Genomic DNA, 16,782 nt, shown 5'->3' with positions numbered 1-16,782 from the left:
GCACCATGCAAACGTGGGGGAAACCGGCTCGAAACCCGCATGAATACTGAGGGATGCCTTATACGACGGGGGTTTTGCCTGTCCAAACCACTATTCGAGGATGGGCGTCGACGTCTGCCGCACATCTCGACGGGCGCAGGCGAAGCCAGCCAATTCGCGGCGTGCAGAAGCCATCCGGCGGTATCCGGGACGCCGTGGGCACGCCGATGCATTACACTGACGCCCAAATTCACCTCACTTCCTCCTGCTTCCTTCGCCTCCTTGGCACTTATCTCCATGTCCGAAGCCACCTCCACCACCCTCATCCTCGGTGCCGGTCAAGCCGGCGGCGAAACCGCACTCGCGCTTCGTCAACTCGGCTACACCGGCCGCATCGTGCTCGCCGGCAGCGAAACGCATCTGCCGTATCGCCGTCCGCCGCTCTCGAAGGCGTTCCTCGCCGGGCAGGCCGATGAAGCCAGCCTGCTGATCCGACCGGCCGATGGCTGGGAAAAAGCGGACATCGACGTGCGCCTCGGCGTCACCGCGACGGCCATCGACCGTGCCGCGCACACCGTCTCGTTCGACGATGGCCAGACCGTGAGCTACGACCATCTCGTGCTCGCGCTCGGCGGGCGCGTGCGTCCGCTGCCGATTCCCGGCGGCGATGCCCCCAACGTCTACTATCTGCGCAACATCGCCGATGCCCAGCGCCTGCGCGAAGCCCTCGCACCGGGCAAGCGCGTGGTGGTGGTCGGTGGCGGGTACATTGGCCTGGAAGTGGCGGCGAGCGCTGTCAAGGCCGGGGCCTCGGTAACGGTGCTCGAAGCTGCGCCGCGCCTGCTGGCGCGCGTGGCAGAGGCCGATCTGGCCGGGTTCTTCGCCACGCTGCATCGCGAGAATGGTGTGGACGTGCAGGTCGGCGTCGGTGTGACGGCGCTGGAGCAGAATGCCGACGGGCAGGTCGTGGCGGTGGTGGCCGGTGAGAAGCGTCTGGAAGCGGACGTGATCGTCGTCGGTATCGGTCTGATCCCGAACGCGGAACTGGCACAGGCTGCCGGGCTCGCCGTCGACAACGGTATCGTCGTGGACGAATTCGCCCGCACCAGCGATCCTGCCATTCTGGCCGTCGGCGATTGCGCGCACCACGATCACCCGGCGCTGGGTCGCCGTATCCGTCTGGAATCGGTGCCAAGCGCCAGCGAGATGGCCAAGGTGGCCGCGAGCGTGGTGCATGGCGACGCGCCGAAGGCCGTCGCCACCGCCCCGTGGTTCTGGTCGGATCAGTTCAACGCCAAGTTGCAGATGGTCGGTATGACCGACGGTCACGACGCGGTCGTCGAGCGTCGTCTGCCCGACGCACAGGGCGCCGCCGTCTTCATGCTGTTCTATCTGCGTGATGGCGCCGTCGTCGCCGCTGCAAGCATCAACCGTGCGCAGGAATTCATGGCGGCCCGCGAACTCGTCGGACGCCGTGCCGTGGTCGATCCCGCACGTCTGGCCGACGCCGCAACGCCCCTCAAGACGTTGCTCGCCGAACTCGCCTGATCGACGGGAATGCGCACGTCGATACCCGTTCGACGTGCGCTCAGGGACCACCAAGTGCTATCCCCCGCCCTCCGATCAGGACGGCGCTGCGTGCGCAGGTAACAACAGGACCGGACGGCCCGCGTGACGGGCCGTATCTTCGGCCACGCTACCCAGCGTGAAGCGACGGAAGCCACGTCGGCCATGCGTGCCCAGCACGATCACGTCGACGTCGGCGTCCTTGCCGGCCGCAATGATCTGATCGGCGACGCCCTCGCCGACCGGCTGAATCTCCCGCATCTCGATTTCGCCCGGCACCTCCGCCTCACGCAACCGTTTTTCCGCCCAGTGACGCACCTGTTCGCCCACAGCACGCACGGCGTCGAGCAGCGGCTCGGGATCGAACCCGGCGAGGAACGGTCCGGGCAAGTCCAGCACGTGAACCACGCGCATCGATGCGCCGTGCGTTCGCGCCAGCGTCAACGCGTATTCGAACGCCTGACGCGACGTCTCGCTGTCGTCCATCGCAACGAGAATCCGTTCGTAATGCCCGCCCGAGCGAAGCGGCAAATGCGGCCGGGCTTCTCCCGCCACGAGCATCACCGGCACTTCGGCGCTGCGCAGAATCTGTTCGGCGACGCTGCCGAGCATCGCCCGGCGCACGCCGCTACGCCCGTGCGTGCCGACGATGATGATGTCCGCGCCCCACTCGATCGCCTCTCGCGTCATGGCCTCGGGAACCGTCTCCCCCGTAGTGCGCAGGTCGAGCAGATGCGCCTGCGCGTCGAAGCCTTCCTCACGCAGATACAGCACCGCCCGCGCGAGATGCTCCTCGCCTTCGCGCTGCATATCGCGGCGCACCTGTTCCAGATCGATGAGTTTGCCGAAAGCCGCCGTCAGCAGATTGACGGGGTCTTCCACGGTGTGAATGACGCGGATCACGTCGCCGTTGCGCGCAAAGGCGGCGGCCTCGCGCAACGCACGGCGGGACGACTCGCTACCGTCGGTCGCCAGCAAAATGCGTTTTGTCATGAGCAGCCTCGCGTTGGGAGCCGAAAGGAATGCCATGCGTGGGACTCGTCATCGCGTGTTTCGCCTGACGAACACCGCACGACGTTTCTACTATACCGCCCGATCGAGCGCGAAAGCCACCCCGGTGCGCCCCTTTCGGGCGAGAAACGATGGGTCTGCCACCGATCCTTGATGCAACGCAAAACGCCACAGGCCCGCGTGAACGGGCCTGTGGCGTATGACGGAATGCGTCGGTGTGAAGCGAATGCGCGACGCTTAGCGCGCGGCGTCGCCCCAGCGGTAGGCGTGCGAGGCGTCGTCGAGCTTCGCCTTGAGTTCGGGCGGCAGTTCGTAATCGATAGTGCCGAGCGTCTCGGTCAGTTGTTCGACGCGGCTTGCCCCGATGATCGCCGACGTCACGACCGGATTGGCCAGCACCCAGGCCAGCGACAGGCGGGTCAGCGACTCACCGGCGTCCTGCGCGATGCCCTTGAGCGTTTCGATGGTCTCGAACTCGCGCTCGTGCCAGTAACGCTGCTGATACATCGCACCGGCCTTGCCGACGGTCGCCGCAGTGAAGCGGCCTTCGGTCGGTGCCGCGTCATGACGATACTTGCCCGTCAGCAAGCCCCCGGCGAGCGGGTTGTAGGGGATCACAGCCAGCCCTTCTTCACTCGCGAGCGGCAGCAGTTCGCGCTCGATCTGACGGAACAGCAGGTTGTAGCGCGGCTGGACCGACACGAAACGGGCCACGCGCAGCACGTCGGCACGGCCAAGCGCGCGGGCGAGACGGTAAGCGAGGTAGTTCGACACGCCGACATAGCGCGCCCTGCCCGACTTCACGATGATGTCCAGCGCTTCGAGCGTCTCGTCGATGGGCGTGTCGGTATCGTCGGAATGAAGTTGGTAGAGATCGACATAGTCGGTGCCGATGCGCGAGAGCGACGCGTCGATGGCGCTCAGCAGGTGCTTGCGCGATGCGCCCTTGTCCCACGGCGACGGTCCCATCTGGCCGCAGGCCTTGGTCGCGACGATGAACTGATCGCGACGGCCCTTCAGCCATCGGCCGACGACCTCTTCGGTGCGTCCGACGAGCGAGGTGTCGGCGCCTAGCGGATAGACGTCGGCGAGATCGATGAAGTTGACGCCCGCCTCGGCCGTGCGATCGAGGATGGCATGGCTGGCAGCTTCTTCGGTTTGCAGACCGAACGTCATGGTGCCGAGGCACAGGCGGGAAACAGTCAGGCCGGTGCGGCCGAATTTCGTGTATTGCACGGTAACTCCCGGAGTTTTCGAGGGTACAAACTGCGCTGCCCGCGTGCGCGGGCAAGGTGCACAGTATGCGCGCTTCCGGAAAAACGCGTACGAGGTCGCCGCACGCCTTCGAACGATGACGGGGCTCCGCCGCACCGCCGCCACCCCGTCGTCATCGCCTCGTCAGCCCGCCGTCAGGCGGCGGTCATCTGCGCTATTCAAGCGACTTCAGGTCGAGCCAGACACCGTCGGCGCCGCGAATCAGCATCTTGCCGCCGTACTTCATCACGGTCGTCTGTTCGTTGGCCGCCACGAATGCCGTTTGCGGGAGGTCGTTCGCGTACTGCGCCAGATCCGGCGTGCCCGCAAACGGGTTGTTCGCCACCAGATGCGAGATGAGCGTCATCATCGCCAGATAGCTCGTGGGCGTGGATATCGTCACCGGCGAGCCGTGCGAGGCCGTTGCCCCATCGCCGAAGCCGACGAGTTTGACGGCCACCGGCACGTGCGTGATTTCGGGCAGCGGAATCTCGCGCATGCCCGAGATCTGCAACTTGCTGCCGCGCAGCGCCGCCCCGTGTTCCGGCACGAACACCACGACCGCCTTGCGGCCCGACTTGGCGATGGTGTCGATGAACTGGCTGAAGTCGTCGAACAGTGCCTTCGCGCGCACCGGATAGCTCTGCACGCTGGTGAGCTTCGAGCCTTCGAGACGATTGCCGTCATGCAGCGAAATGGTGTTGTAGTAGAGCGCCACGCGCTTGTCCGACATGGCCGTGCGCTGCTTCCACCACGCTTGCAGCACATCGCCGTCGGAGCGGATCGGGGTTTCGTCGAACGCTCTCATGGCCACGCGCGCATGCGTGTTGTCGAACGGCGTGACGCCCGGCACGTTGAAGTTCTGCTGCACTTCCTGCATGAAATTGTCGAAGTGCCCGTCGTGGTTCATCGCCAGCGACGGCGTGAAACCGAGGTTCTTCAGGTCGCTCATCACGTAGCACTGCGGCCCGGCCTGATCGTACAGCGCCTTGTGCGTCGGCTGGCCGCAGCCGGCGCGCAGCACACGGATCGCTGCCGGGCCGCTGTAGCTGGCCGCCGAGTTGAAGTTCTTGAACACGAAGTCGAACTTCGAGAGCAACGGCTGATTGTCGAGGTTGTCGACGTCGAGATCGTCCTGCGCGAGCGAGCAGATATGCAGGAAGATGATGTCGAAGTCCGGACCCGCCCCCGCCTGTGCGGGTAACGAGACCGAGCGCGTGAGTTCGCGCGAATAGAAACTGTTGAGCGCGGCGTTCGGATTCGCATCGAGCGGCACTTCGCCGTCGCCCGTCAGGAATGTGCTGCCGCCGCCAGCGCCCGCCGAGGCATTGCCAGCCCCTTCGCCCGCCCCCGCCGCGAGCGCCGTGGTGTCGCCCTGCGCGGCGACCACCGGCGAGACGGAGACCAGCGTCCCGACACGCAGCACGCCCGGCACGATCAGCAGGGCAAGCAGCACGAAGGTGGTCACGCGTACCCAGCGGTTCACGATCCAGTACGCCAGCACCATGATGGCGAGCAACAGCCAGTCGCGCGCGGGCACGAAACGTCCGAGCAATTCGATGATGTACGAGAAGCGGAACTGCATCAGCGCCGGCAATTGCTCGATGAAGCGGGCGAACGGCGGCAGATTCGAGTCGTAATAAAGGAGCGCTGCCCCCAACGGAATGGCGATCACCTGCCGCGCGATGCGTGCCCAGCGCGGACGCAGCCGCACCACGAGAAACAACGCGAAGATAAAGTTCGGCAGCACGTGAAAGCCGATGATGCCTGCCCACAGCAGCAACAACTTCAGGATGAAATAGAGGTTCCAGATGCCCATCGTATGGTTCCCTTGGGTCGCCGCGCCATTGACGGCTCACGTTCTGCCGATGTCTCGTTGTCTCGCCTGATGCGTCGGATCGTCGCCGCACGCATCGGGCCTGTTGTGCCGTCTTACGTCTTCGGTCTTGAATCTTACGTCTGCCGTGCGCCGCGCAGACGGTTCTGCCAGCGCGTCACCAGTTTGCCCAGCAAGTAGTTGGCGAGCACCTGATAGCCACGCAGGCCCATCGCCAGCATTTCGAACAGCGCCTTGATCGGTTCGTCGCGCGTGCGCTCGGCGTCCCAATCGCGCCACGCATCGGCGCGCCCGAACGTGAACTGCACGAGATGTTTGTCCTGCTCGGCCGTGAGCGGCAGGAACGACAGGAACAGATCGTGCCCGCGCGCACCCACCACACTCACCGGAAAGCCGTATTCGGTCGCGCCGCGCGCGAGTGCTACGTGCGCCTCGGTGCCCACCGCCGGATCGATCGCCACCGGCAGCACCAGCGCCAGCCCGCCGCCGGAGAAGTCGCGCGTGTGGCAAGCCATTGTCCGGCCATCGGGCAGATACAGCGTCGCGGGCATGCGCATCGACACGCGGTGCGTGCGCCGCACTTGCTTGACTTCCGTCGCCACCGCCACCGCTGCGCCCAGCACCGCGAGGTTGAACGTCACCCACAACAGGTTGAAGACCAACGCGCCGGATTCGTGCGCCGGGCCATAGAAGTAACGCAGGATCCCCGCGAGAAAGCCCGCCACGTTGAAGCCGAGCAGCACCAGATACGGCTTCGAAATGCTCCAGTCGAAGAAGCTCTGTTCGATCAGACCGCCCTTGGCCGTGACGTTGAACTTGCCGTAGCGCGGGTTGATGAACGCGACAGTCGTCGGTAGCGCGACGTACCACGCCAGCACGGCTTCGTAGACGTCCGACCAGAACGAGTGGCGGTACTTGCCCTGAATCCGCGAGTTCGCAATGTTCGCGTGCGCGATGTGCGGCAGCACGTAGGCACAGATGCTCAGCGCTGCTGCCTGCACGATATGCAGCCCGAAGAACAGATAGCAGATGGGCGCGAGCAGGAAGATGATGCGCGGAATGCCGTAGAAGAAGTGCAGCATGCCGTTCGCGTAGCAAATCCGCTGCCCAAGTTTCAGGCCACGCCCGAACAGCGGATTGTCGACGCGGAAGATCTGTGCCATGCCGCGCGCCCAGCGAATGCGCTGGCCCACGTGACCGGAGAGCGACTCGGTTGCCAGACCGGCGGCCTGCACCACCTTCAGATACACCGTGTTCCAGCCGCGACGGTGCATCTTGAGCGCCGTGTGCGCGTCTTCCGTCACCGTCTCGACGGCAACCCCACCGACCTCGTCGAGCGCGGTGCGACGCAGCACCGCACATGAGCCACAGAAGAACGATGCGTTCCAGAAGTCGTTCCCGTCCTGCACGATCCCGTAGAACAGACGCCCTTCGTTGGGCACCGCGCCGCGCGTGGCCAGATTGCGCTCGAACGGGTCGTCGGAGAAGAAGTGGTGCGGCGTCTGCACGAGCGAGCACCGATCGTCCTTGAGGAACGAGCCCATCGTCGTTTGCAGGAACGAGCGCACGGGGATGTGATCGCAGTCGAAGATCGCAATGAACTCGCCCTGCGTCTTGCCGAGCGCGTGGTTGATGTTGCCCGCCTTCGCGTGGCGATTGTCGGGGCGTGTCATGTAATGCACGCCGGCGGCTGCCGCGAATTCACGCATCTCCTGACGACGTCCGTCGTCGAGCAGATAGATGTTGAGCTTTTCCGGCGGCCAGTCGATCCCGCAAGCGGCATAGACGGTCGGGCGCACCACGTCCAGACCTTCGTTGTAAGTCGGGATGTAGACGTCGACACTCGGCCACAGACGGGTATCGGGCGGCAGCGGCGTAATGCGCCGCTGCAACGGCCAGATCGTCTGGATGTATCCAAACAGCAGGATCATCCACGTGTACATCTCGGCGGCCACCAGCGTATAACCGACAGCGGCTTCGGCAGCCGTGTCGAACGCCAGCGATTGCGTGAGACGCCACCACACATAGCGGATCGTCGACGTGAGCGACAGGCCAATGAGCACCAGCACCGAATACTGGCTGTCCAGCCGCCGGAACACCAGCGCCAGCGTCAGCGTGCAGATCGAGAACAGCAGTTGCGAGAAGGGGTCGAACGGGGTCGTCACGATCCAGAACACCCCGATCAGACCGAGCAGCGCGACCACCGTCGACGTCACGCGCCACTGCATCACCTTTTCCAGCTTCTTGTCGAACTTGTGCGCGAGTTCGGCGGGCGTATCCGGGGGAATGCCGAAGAGCGACTGCACCAGCCACAGGCGCAAACGTTCGTTGCCCGAGCGGAACGCGAGCCAGGCGGTGTACGGCGGGAAGGCCGGACGCCTGTCGGGCCGACGCCAGATCATCGCTTTGACCAATGACCAGAAGCGCGTATCGGGCGGCACGTCGAGCCGTTGCGTGACACGCTCGTTGAACCACGCGAGCGCCCGGCCCGGATAATCGGGGCGGCCGGTACGTGCGGGCTGAAACACGAGACGCAGCCACCAGTCGCGCCATTCGTCGAGTTGACGGACATCCAGCCGCACTGCCAACCGGGCCACCAGATGATCCGTCATCTGCGAGATCCACAACCGGTGACGCGGCGAGCGCACCGTTGCCGCAAGCAGCCATTGCATGACGCCGGGCGTGCGACCGTCCGGACGATTCGGCAGGACGAGGCGTATCGCGAGAATGTCGCGTCCGAGCCGGTAGAGGGAACCGAGTGCGTCGCTGATCATGGGCGTGTGCCTCCCGGTCCGCTGCCGGTGCCCGGCTTGTCGACGGAGGCGTCTTCCGTCGCGGTCGCACGTGCCAGCCACGCTTCGAGGTGGACGAAGTCGAGTGCGGCCTGCGAGCCATCGCCAGCCCTGGCAAGCGATCCGCCGTTCGCCGCCGCACGGCCGACGGCGTCATCACGATGGATGCGCAGGGGCACGACCGCATCGCCGCCGCGCGCCTGAATCAGATGGAGCAGATCGTTGTTCAGCGGCGAATTCGATGCCGCCAGGTTCGGCACCATCTGCGCCCTTCCCCGACAGGCCGCGATCAGGTCGGATTGCGTGACGTAGCCGGTCGTCGTCACCGGCACCACGCCCAGCACCAGATCGGCAGCCGCCACGGCGGCCTGTGCGATGGTGTCCGGCAGGCGCTGCGTGTCGATGAACACGCGGGTGCCCGATGGCCATCCGAGCGCATCGAGCTGACGACGCAGGCCACCCGTGTCCCCGCTCAGCCATGCGCCGAAGGCTGTCAGGGTGGTGGCCTCGTTACGTCCGGCGGGCAACAGCGGCACGCCTTCGGGCGTCTCGCGCAGTACGGCCCGCCAGCCGTCCGGCGCCACGCCCGGCGACAATACACCGGTCTCGCATGTCTCACGCAAGCCCAGCAGCGCACCGATGCTGTTCTGCGCGTCGAGTTCGAGTACGGCCACCGGATGCCCGACATGCGCGAGCTGTGCGGCGAGATGCGCGGTCACTGTGCTGCGTCCGGCACCGCCGGCACTGGAGACGATAGCGATGAGCGTCAGCATGGGTCAGTAACTCCAGATCGGCCGGACCGGCGACGGCGGCATCGGCACGTCACCACGACGGGCATCGAAGTGATAACGCATATAGACGAGGAAGCGATTCGGCGCGTAGTAGTCGGAGCGCTCGAACTGCACCTGACCGCCGATCACCCAATGGCGATTGACCCAGTACTCCGCGCGTCCCGTGACCGAAAAACCCACGCCGAAACCGCCGCCCGAGCCATACGTCAGATCGCCGCTGGCGGCCTGCAACGCGCCATTGGTCGGGAAGTACGGCATGGCCTTCTCCTGACTTTGCGAGAACGACACCGACCCGCGCAGGTAGTAGGACCAGCGTTGCGTGCGTCCGTACCATTCCAGCGGCAGCGTAAGCGAGACGTAGGTCTGCGGGCTGTAGTACCCGCCGTGGCCGTAGGTGTAATACCGCTCGTTCTGCGCGAAGCTGTCGAAGAACAACGTGACCCCCGTGTTCAATCGCATGTCGCGCTTGTAGATCAGCGGCAGGTCGACACCCGCGCGCGCCGACACTTCCGAGTTGTTCAGCACGTTCTCGCCGGTCAGACGCGCCACGCTCGCTTCGCCGAAGATGCCCCACTTCGTGAAATCGCGTGACGCGTGGAACGTGATCGCATCGCGGCGCACGCCGCCCCATTTGCCGTCGCCGAAGATTTCAGGCAGCGGCAGATAAGCGCCCGCGTACGACACCATGCTGCCGGTCATCGGCCGACGTGACGCGTCGACCCAGTAGTTGTAACGGCCCAGATTGCCGAACAGACGCACGCCACCCGTTACATACGAAATCGGGAAACCGATCGGCGTGTGGCCGATATCGGCACGAATCCAGTCGTTTTCATATCCCAGCATGAGCGCCTGTCCATGCGCTTTCTGACGCTTGGTGCCGTAGTCGCGCAGCAGGCCGGGGTTGGCTGCTCGGAACGCGTCCATGTTGAGGAACGGCAGCGTGCCGAACTCCGACGTCCCGTTGAGCGGCAAGTCGCCCGAATCGGCGCTGACGTAATCCGTCTGCGCGAAGACGTGACCGTCGTAGCCCACGGCGTACTGCCCGTACAACGGCACAGCGCGCGCATTGAACATGGAGATGCCGCCGTCGCCCTTCTTCTGATCGATTTCGTAGCCCGCCGCCACGTAGCTGTTACGTCGCGACTCCAGCGAATCGATGGCCGACTCGGCAGACGTCATGCCGTCGTATCCCGGCAGCGCGCCCTGCACGATCTCTTCCTTGCGTGCCTGGTCGTACCAGCCTTTGGCCTCGTTGTAGTGCCGCTGCGACTGGGCGATGCGACCCCGCTGTACGGTGACGGCCGACGTGTCGGGAAACTGGGTGCGCAGCCGGTCGTTCAGGGCGATGGCCTCGTCGTAGCGCTCCATCGCGGTGAGACGTCGCACGGCGGCGAGTTGCGTCCAGACGTCGTCGGGCGCGGCCTCGGCCAGCGCGCGGTCGAGTTCGCGGTTGGCGGCTTCGTCGTCCTGCAATTCGTACAGCACGCGCACCAGCGACAGACGCGCATCCTGATTCGTCGGGTCCTGCCGGATCTGGTCTTCGGCGATCTTGCGGGCGTCGTCGTAGCGGCGCTCGTCGAAATAGATGTCGCCGAGTGTCGAGAGCGCACGCTTGTCCGGCGGCTGACGCGAGAGCAACGGTTCGAGCTTTTCCTGCGCCGTGCGGAAGTCGCCCAGCGCGCGCGCCCTGTCGGCCTGCCGCAGCGCCAGACGATCCTGAAGGTCCTGCCATTCGTCACGCTGGTCGGCGCCGAGTGTGGCCGGATCCATGCCTGCGAGGAACGTGCCGAGTTCGGTGTCGCGCTCGGCGGTATTGAGGAGCTCGGCGTAACGGAGTTGGGCGTCCGGCTGCGGCTTGTCGGCGTGCGCGGCGAGCCAGTCGCGCATGAGCGCGAGGCCCTGCTCCGGTTGTCCCGCGCTCACCCGGGCGCGCGCGACTTCGCCGATCAGCTCCGGATCGTCCCCCGCCAACGTGAGGGCTTCGGCGTAACGACGCTCGCTTTCGTCCTCGTTGCCCGCCGCATGCGCTTCGCGCGCCAGACGCGCCGTGTCGCGAATCGCGAGCGTCGTGCGCATGCGCTGGATCGACGGCGTGACGTTCGCCGCAGGAATCTGCGCGAGCGATTCGCGGGCGCCGGCTTCGTCGTCGATCACATTGAGGTAGATGGCCTGCGCGTAGAGCATCTGCGCGCGATCGTCGGGTTCGAGCGTCTGACGCAGGCCTTCGGTCATGACCTCACGACCGATCTGCGGCAACCGGAGCTTGCGGTACAGGCTGGCGAGCGCGTAGCGTGTCCAGGCGTTGCCCGGATCGAGTGCGACGGCACGCTCCAGCGCGGCCAGCGCCGGGCCGTTGTGACCTTCGGCGATAGCGCGATCGGCGTCGTCGGACAGCGCGGCAGCCTCTGCCTTGTCGAAACGCGTCTTGTCCTGCGGGAAACGCCGACGCAGGTCGCCCAGCAGGTTTGCCAGTTCGGTGCGTCGCTGCTGACGCGAGTACAGCGTAATCATGCCGCGCAGCGCCGTATCGTTGTCCGGCTCGATCTTCAGCGCCTGCTGGAAAAGTTTCTCGGCGTCGTTGTCGCGCTTGTCGTCCAGCGCAATGTCACCGAGCAACGCCAGTCCGTCGGGATTGTTCGGGTCGCTGGCGAGTGCGCTGCGTACCAACCGGTCGGCATCTGCGAGACGGCCGGCGTCGCGGGCATCGCGCGCGTCGGATATCGCGCCCCAGAACTGCGAGGTTCTGAGCAGGCTGCGCCATTTGCCCGCGTTATCCGGGTCCTTTCGCATCGCCTGTGAGAACAGCTCCTGCGCGCCTTTGTGGTCGCCCTGACGCATCTTCACGAGGCCCAGCGAGCCGAGCAACTCGCCGTCGTTGGGACGTTTGACGCGCGCCGCGTCGAGCGACTTCTCAGCCTCGTTCAGACGTCCCTGGTCCAGCGCCTTGATGCCCGCCTGACGCGACTTGTAGGCGGGATCGTTGAGCATGCGGGTGCGCGCTGCCTGCTGTGCACCCAACTTGTCGTACGCCGCGCGGATATCCGCGTCGTTCGGCGCCAGTGCCAGATAACGCTGATACAGCGGCAACCAGGCCAGGTTGCCGTCTGCCTTCGAGAGCCCTTTCTGCCAGAGCGGCAACAGCGCGTTGAGGTCCGCATTCGGACGTGCCGCCAGCTCCGCGACCATGCGCGTGCCCGCCAGACGGCTCGACGGCCGGTCGATCATCAGTTCGGCCAGCGACTGCGACGCACGCGAATCCTCGGGCGATGCCTTCGACAGATTCGCCAGCCCCTGTTGCGCCGCGGGCCAGCCGTTGGTCGCGTTGGCCTGTGCACGGTAGTACTCCACACCGAGGTCGCCGCCGGGCGGGCCGTCGGGGAACAGTGCCTTGTACTCGGCGAAGGCGGCGTCGGCCTGTCCGCTGCGCTGGAGCAACCGGGCGCGGGCAATGCGGGACTTGTCGACGGTATTGATGCGAATCACGTCGGCCAGCGCTTTGGTCGCCGGTGCGTTGGGATAGCGCGCACGCAGCGTCTGCAACGCCTTGTTCGCGTCCGCTGGTTTGTTTTCCTCGATGTCGATCTGGCCGAGCAACGAGAGCACGTCGGGTTGATCCGGCTGCACGAGCAAGGCCTTCTCAAGCGCCGCGCGGGCGAGATCGTTGCGATGCCGCGAGTGCCAGAGCGTTGCGCTCGCGAGCAGGTTACTGACGTCGCGATTGGCCACAGCGGCGCCCGGCTTGGCCGTGGTGTTCGCCGCATTGGTCGGGGACGGCGCGGGCGCAGCGCGCACGTGCCCTCCGCCGGCCGCCATCAGCAGGCAGGTCATGCACGCGGAGCGGATCAGCGTGTCGCGCAAACCGCCTCCCAAGGCACTTCCAGCGTGCCGTCGGCCGCGAAGCGAAAGCGCGCCTCGTGCCAGCCGAGTCCGAACAGCGAAAGCACCGAGCTGTAATAGCCCGGCGGCGATTGGGCGTCCAGTGAGCGGGCCCGGTCGGCCTGCCCACGGGCCAGTGCCGTGTCACCCACGGCTTGCAGCAGCGGGACGAGCGCCGCCGAGAACCCGGCCCCACCCGTCTCATGTCCCTGCTTTGCCTTGCCATCTCGCGTGTCGACCCGCTCGGGCGGTGCGCCGTGCGCGGCCACATACTTGAGCATGCCGCCGAAGGTGTGCATCAACGCGCGGAAGTCGTCGCCGCCCGGGGCGAGCATGCCCGCCCAGAGATAGACCCGAATGGCGTTGTAACTCCCTTCGCCCTGCGTCTCGGGATCGACTTCGAAGCCACGTCCGGCGCGATACATCGCCCATTCGGGGGCGAAGCCCAGCGGCGGCGCCGTGAGCGTAATCTGCTTGAGCGATGACGCAATGAGTTGCCCCCAGCCACTATCGGGAAACAAGCCTGCGAGACGCCGCACCACTTGCATCGGCACGTAGCTGGGGTTGAGTCGCCACAGGTCTTTCGCCGGATGAAAACCCACGGGGGCGGGCAACAGCGTGCGCCCCAGGCCGGGGATGAAGTCGGTCTCCTCAGACGCAATCCGACGCGCCAGGAGCGCCCCGAGCGCGGTGTAGCGACGCACCTTCCACAAGCGTCCCGCTTCGCCCAGCGCGTAGGCAATCCACATGTCGGCATCACTTGCAGGGTTGGTGTCGAGCACCGCCCACTGGCCGTCGTCCTTCTTGCCCCAGAGCCACGCGGGCAGATGCGCCGTCAGATCCCCTTGCGCGAGATTGTTGACGGTCCACTCCAGCACCTTGTCGAAGGTCGCCCGGTCATTGGCGACGACGGCAAACACGAGGGCATACGCCTGCCCTTCGGAGACCGTGCGCAGGTCGGGCATGCTCGGGTCGACGACACGGCCGTCGTCGCTGAGGAATCCGGCCTTGAAGCGGGTCCAGGCAGGCCAGTCGACCGCCGGGCATGCCCGGGAGACGGTCGACGATGCGGCCGTGGACGCCGCAGGCGCCGATGCCCCCGACGGCTTAGCGGGCGCACCCTGCGCGGTGGACGTCACACCGGCGAGCATCGGCCCCGCACCGCAGGCGACGAGCGCCCGCAGCACGGCCCGACGGCGCCGGCTGTCAGCATCGGCGCGTGTCATTTACTTCTCCAGCCGACGTGCCGCGCGACGCTGCAACCAGCCGAAACACTTGAGCGCGATCGCGAACGCCGCCAGCAACGCAACGAGACCCACCAGAATCGGATGACTCGAGAGGTGATAGCGAATGCGCGTCCACCAGCTCACGTCGCCCACGAAGTACGTCTGCCCCAGCCGGTACGAATCTGCGCGATCCCCATGGATCACCGCCAGATCGCCGTGGATGGACGTCTTGTTGTTGTCGATGGCGTCGACGACACTCAGCAACGCATCGTCGCTCGAGGCATTGATCGCCACCACCGAGCGCGCACTGCTGACCGGCGACTCGAAGCCGACCAGCGCCGCGAGCGGACCGCCGGACTGTGCGTCCATGCGCGCCGGACCGATGCGGCTGGCGGCGAGCGCGGAGCCGGTCGCACCGTCACCCCGATAGCCCTGCGGCTGAGACTGCATCACGCGACGTGTCTGATCGATGATCAGCGGCAGATTCTTGCCCCACCTGGTCAGCAGATCGGCCGCGTCCTTGCCGCCCACGATCAGCAAATCGCGATCCTTGAAGCGGTCGGTCTGCGTCGTATCGAGCACTTCGAAGCGATCGGCATACGCACCCGTCGAGCGGCCGAACTGGCCGAGCGTGGAGAACACCGTTTCCAACTCCGCCTTGTCAGGCGTCTTCGACACGACGACCGCCGTCTGCGCCAGATCGGCATACTTGGTGAACGGGAAACCGCTGCCGACGAAGAAACTCAGGTTCGGCATCTCGGCGTAGTGCGGCAGGCCGCTGAAATCGATGGTCGAGTCGGCGTCGATGGCCGAACGTGCCGCGTTGGTGATCGTCTGGCTGCACATGCCTTCCTTGTGCGGCTCCATCGCGAACTGGAACGACAGCGAGTTGCGCGACGCCACCTGAAACGCCGGAATGCGCACTTCCTTGCGATCGGCCATGGTGCCGTCGGAGAGCAGTTCGACCAGCATATGGCTCTTGTCGCTGCTCGCCCCCGCCGAGCGCAGGCGATACGCGCGCACGAACTGGTCGTTGATCGATACGCTCATCGACGAGTCGTCGGGCTTGACCGGCGGCGTATAGCGATACTTCAGGTCCATCGGCACGCCCGTGTTTTCCCACGTGAGCAGGTCGGCCGGCAGATTCAACTGGATGCGGATCGGCCACGGCATGTAGCCGCTGCCCTGCAAATCGGCCGGATTGTCGACCAGTTCGCCCAGCTTCACGGGACGATCGGTGCGCACCCAACGCGGCGCGTCGTAAGCCGGGCGCGGCGGCAAGGGCTGGAGTGCATCGATACGGGCCGAGTCGCCCGAGAGTGCGGCGCGGCCGGAGACGAGCGCGAGCGCAGCCGTCTCGAGATCCTTGGCATCACGTCCCTGAAGCACGAGCAGCTTGAGCGATGGATCGTTCGGATTCGAAACCATGCGCAGCGTAGGACCATCGACCTTGGGCAGATCGAGGCCCGGCACCATGGTGTCGTTGGTGACGAACGCGATCGCGTGCTTCGACGGCAACGCACTCACGCTGACCGGGAAGCGCGTGCGACGATAGTCGCCGATGGCGCCGGCCCACGTCGCTACGACGCCGGCGGCGTGCACCACGGCGAGCGAGGGCTGCGCGCCGAACACGAACGGAATGGACTGATCGCGGTTGTCATGCCGGTCGAAGAATGGCGCGGGCAGCGTCGACAGGTCGTTGCGCAGCGTCAGCGGCTGCGTGCTCGTGACGATCTCGCTCTGCGGACTGACGTCGGCCCACAGGCTGGAGTGCATCGGGTCCTCGCACTCCATCGTGTAGTGCCCGATGAGCACGAGGCGCACGCGATTGAAGCCGGAGAGCATGCGCGGATCGAGCGGAATCTCACGGATGAGATTCTTGCCGCCGTCCGCCTTGTTGAACGGCAATGTCGCGATCAACTCTTCGTTGAGATATACCTTGAGTTGCGAGAGATCGGGGATCAGCGCCGGGGAATAGGTGTAACGCAATCGGAGCAGTGCCGAGGCCACCGTCTGATCGAGTCGGATTCCGAAGTTGACGTCGCCCGACCCTTCGGTGCCACGCAGGCGCAGCCCGTTCGTCTGCCCCAACTGAGCAAACGTGACGGTGCGCTGACTCGCGCCGGGGGCAGCCGGCATCGACACGACGGACGCGCCGCTATCCGTCGAAGCGCTCGCGGCCGAGGCTGGCTCAGGCGCAGCGGCAGTGCCCGCAGGCGCCTTGCCCGCCCGGCCGCCCGTTGGCGCCGCTCCCGCGAGCATGACACCACCGGGGTCCATCGCTGCGGCGACCAGCAGGCAGATGGCGGTGACTTTTGTGTATCGCGACCAAGACGCTCGAAGCTGCATGTCAGATGCCTCATCTGTTCTTATGCTGCATATTCGCCACGTCGTCACGCGCAACGCTCCATCCGCCCGACGTCTCATCACGTCGACAGGCAATCCGAAGA

Annotated in this window: 9 protein-coding genes; 1 reads left to right on the top strand and 8 read right to left on the bottom strand. The window is 65.8% G+C overall.

Annotated elements, in window-relative coordinates:
• Positions 1-276: 276 nt before the first annotated feature.
• Complete coding sequence (locus C5N93_RS22850; protein WP_242561032.1) at positions 277-1,527, top strand: FAD-dependent oxidoreductase; 1,251 nt, start codon at positions 277-279, stop codon at positions 1,525-1,527.
• 75 nt (positions 1,528-1,602) lie between these two features.
• Here the strand turns inward: C5N93_RS22850 and C5N93_RS22845 are convergent, their stop codons facing one another.
• The 8 genes from C5N93_RS22845 to bcsB form a co-directional block, all read right to left on the bottom strand.
• Positions 1,603-2,538 (bottom strand): universal stress protein, encoded by a 936-nt coding sequence (locus tag C5N93_RS22845; protein WP_242561031.1) that lies wholly within the window; start codon positions 2,536-2,538, stop codon positions 1,603-1,605.
• A 255-nt stretch (positions 2,539-2,793) separates the two neighbouring features.
• Complete coding sequence (locus tag C5N93_RS22840) at positions 2,794-3,792, bottom strand: aldo/keto reductase (RefSeq protein ID WP_150720361.1); 999 nt, start codon at positions 3,790-3,792, stop codon at positions 2,794-2,796.
• A 193-nt stretch (positions 3,793-3,985) separates the two neighbouring features.
• Positions 3,986-5,629, bottom strand: a complete 1,644-nt coding sequence (gene bcsG, locus C5N93_RS22835) for a cellulose biosynthesis protein BcsG (protein WP_242561030.1) — start codon at positions 5,627-5,629, stop codon at positions 3,986-3,988.
• A gap of 134 nt (positions 5,630-5,763) precedes the next feature.
• Positions 5,764-8,421, bottom strand: coding sequence for a UDP-forming cellulose synthase catalytic subunit (gene bcsA / locus C5N93_RS22830; RefSeq protein ID WP_242561029.1), 2,658 nt, complete (start codon positions 8,419-8,421; stop codon positions 5,764-5,766).
• The gene (locus tag C5N93_RS22825) at positions 8,418-9,212 is read right to left on the bottom strand and encodes a cellulose synthase operon protein YhjQ/BcsQ (protein WP_242561028.1); all 795 of its coding nucleotides are present in this window, start codon (positions 9,210-9,212) and stop codon (positions 8,418-8,420) included. Before C5N93_RS22825 ends, bcsA begins: the two co-directional genes overlap by 4 nt.
• A 3-nt stretch (positions 9,213-9,215) precedes the next feature.
• On the bottom strand, positions 9,216-13,088 hold the full coding sequence (locus C5N93_RS22820; RefSeq protein WP_242561027.1) for a cellulose synthase subunit BcsC-related outer membrane protein: 3,873 nt from the start codon (positions 13,086-13,088) through the stop codon (positions 9,216-9,218).
• On the bottom strand, positions 13,073-14,332 hold the full coding sequence (gene bcsZ / locus C5N93_RS22815; RefSeq protein ID WP_242561026.1) for a cellulose synthase complex periplasmic endoglucanase BcsZ: 1,260 nt from the start codon (positions 14,330-14,332) through the stop codon (positions 13,073-13,075). The genes C5N93_RS22820 and bcsZ overlap by 16 nt, the downstream gene beginning before the upstream one ends.
• Positions 14,333-16,681, bottom strand: coding sequence for a cellulose biosynthesis cyclic di-GMP-binding regulatory protein BcsB (gene bcsB / locus C5N93_RS22810; RefSeq protein WP_242561025.1), 2,349 nt, complete (start codon positions 16,679-16,681; stop codon positions 14,333-14,335).
• Positions 16,682-16,782 lie beyond the last annotated feature (101 nt).

The sequence above is a fragment of the Pandoraea sp. LA3 genome (genome assembly GCF_022696215.1).
In the GTDB taxonomy this organism is placed as follows: Bacteria; Pseudomonadota; Gammaproteobacteria; order Burkholderiales; family Burkholderiaceae; genus Pandoraea; species Pandoraea capi.
Note: the sequence above shows the minus strand (reverse complement) of the source record. Positions and strands in the feature narration are given on the sequence as shown.

Excerpts from the sequence above, each read along its gene's own strand:
- C5N93_RS22850 (WP_242561032.1), top strand. The coding sequence starts at position 277 with ATGTCCGAAGCCACCTCCACCACCCTCATCCTCGGTGCCGGTCAAGCC.
- C5N93_RS22845 (WP_242561031.1), bottom strand. The coding sequence starts at position 2,538 with ATGACAAAACGCATTTTGCTGGCGACCGACGGTAGCGAGTCGTCCCGC.
- bcsG (WP_242561030.1), bottom strand. The coding sequence starts at position 5,629 with ATGGGCATCTGGAACCTCTATTTCATCCTGAAGTTGTTGCTGCTGTGG.
- bcsA (WP_242561029.1), bottom strand. The coding sequence starts at position 8,421 with ATGATCAGCGACGCACTCGGTTCCCTCTACCGGCTCGGACGCGACATT.
- C5N93_RS22825 (WP_242561028.1), bottom strand. The coding sequence starts at position 9,212 with ATGCTGACGCTCATCGCTATCGTCTCCAGTGCCGGCGGTGCCGGACGC.
- bcsZ (WP_242561026.1), bottom strand. The coding sequence starts at position 14,332 with ATGACACGCGCCGATGCTGACAGCCGGCGCCGTCGGGCCGTGCTGCGG.
- bcsB (WP_242561025.1), bottom strand. The coding sequence starts at position 16,681 with ATGCAGCTTCGAGCGTCTTGGTCGCGATACACAAAAGTCACCGCCATC.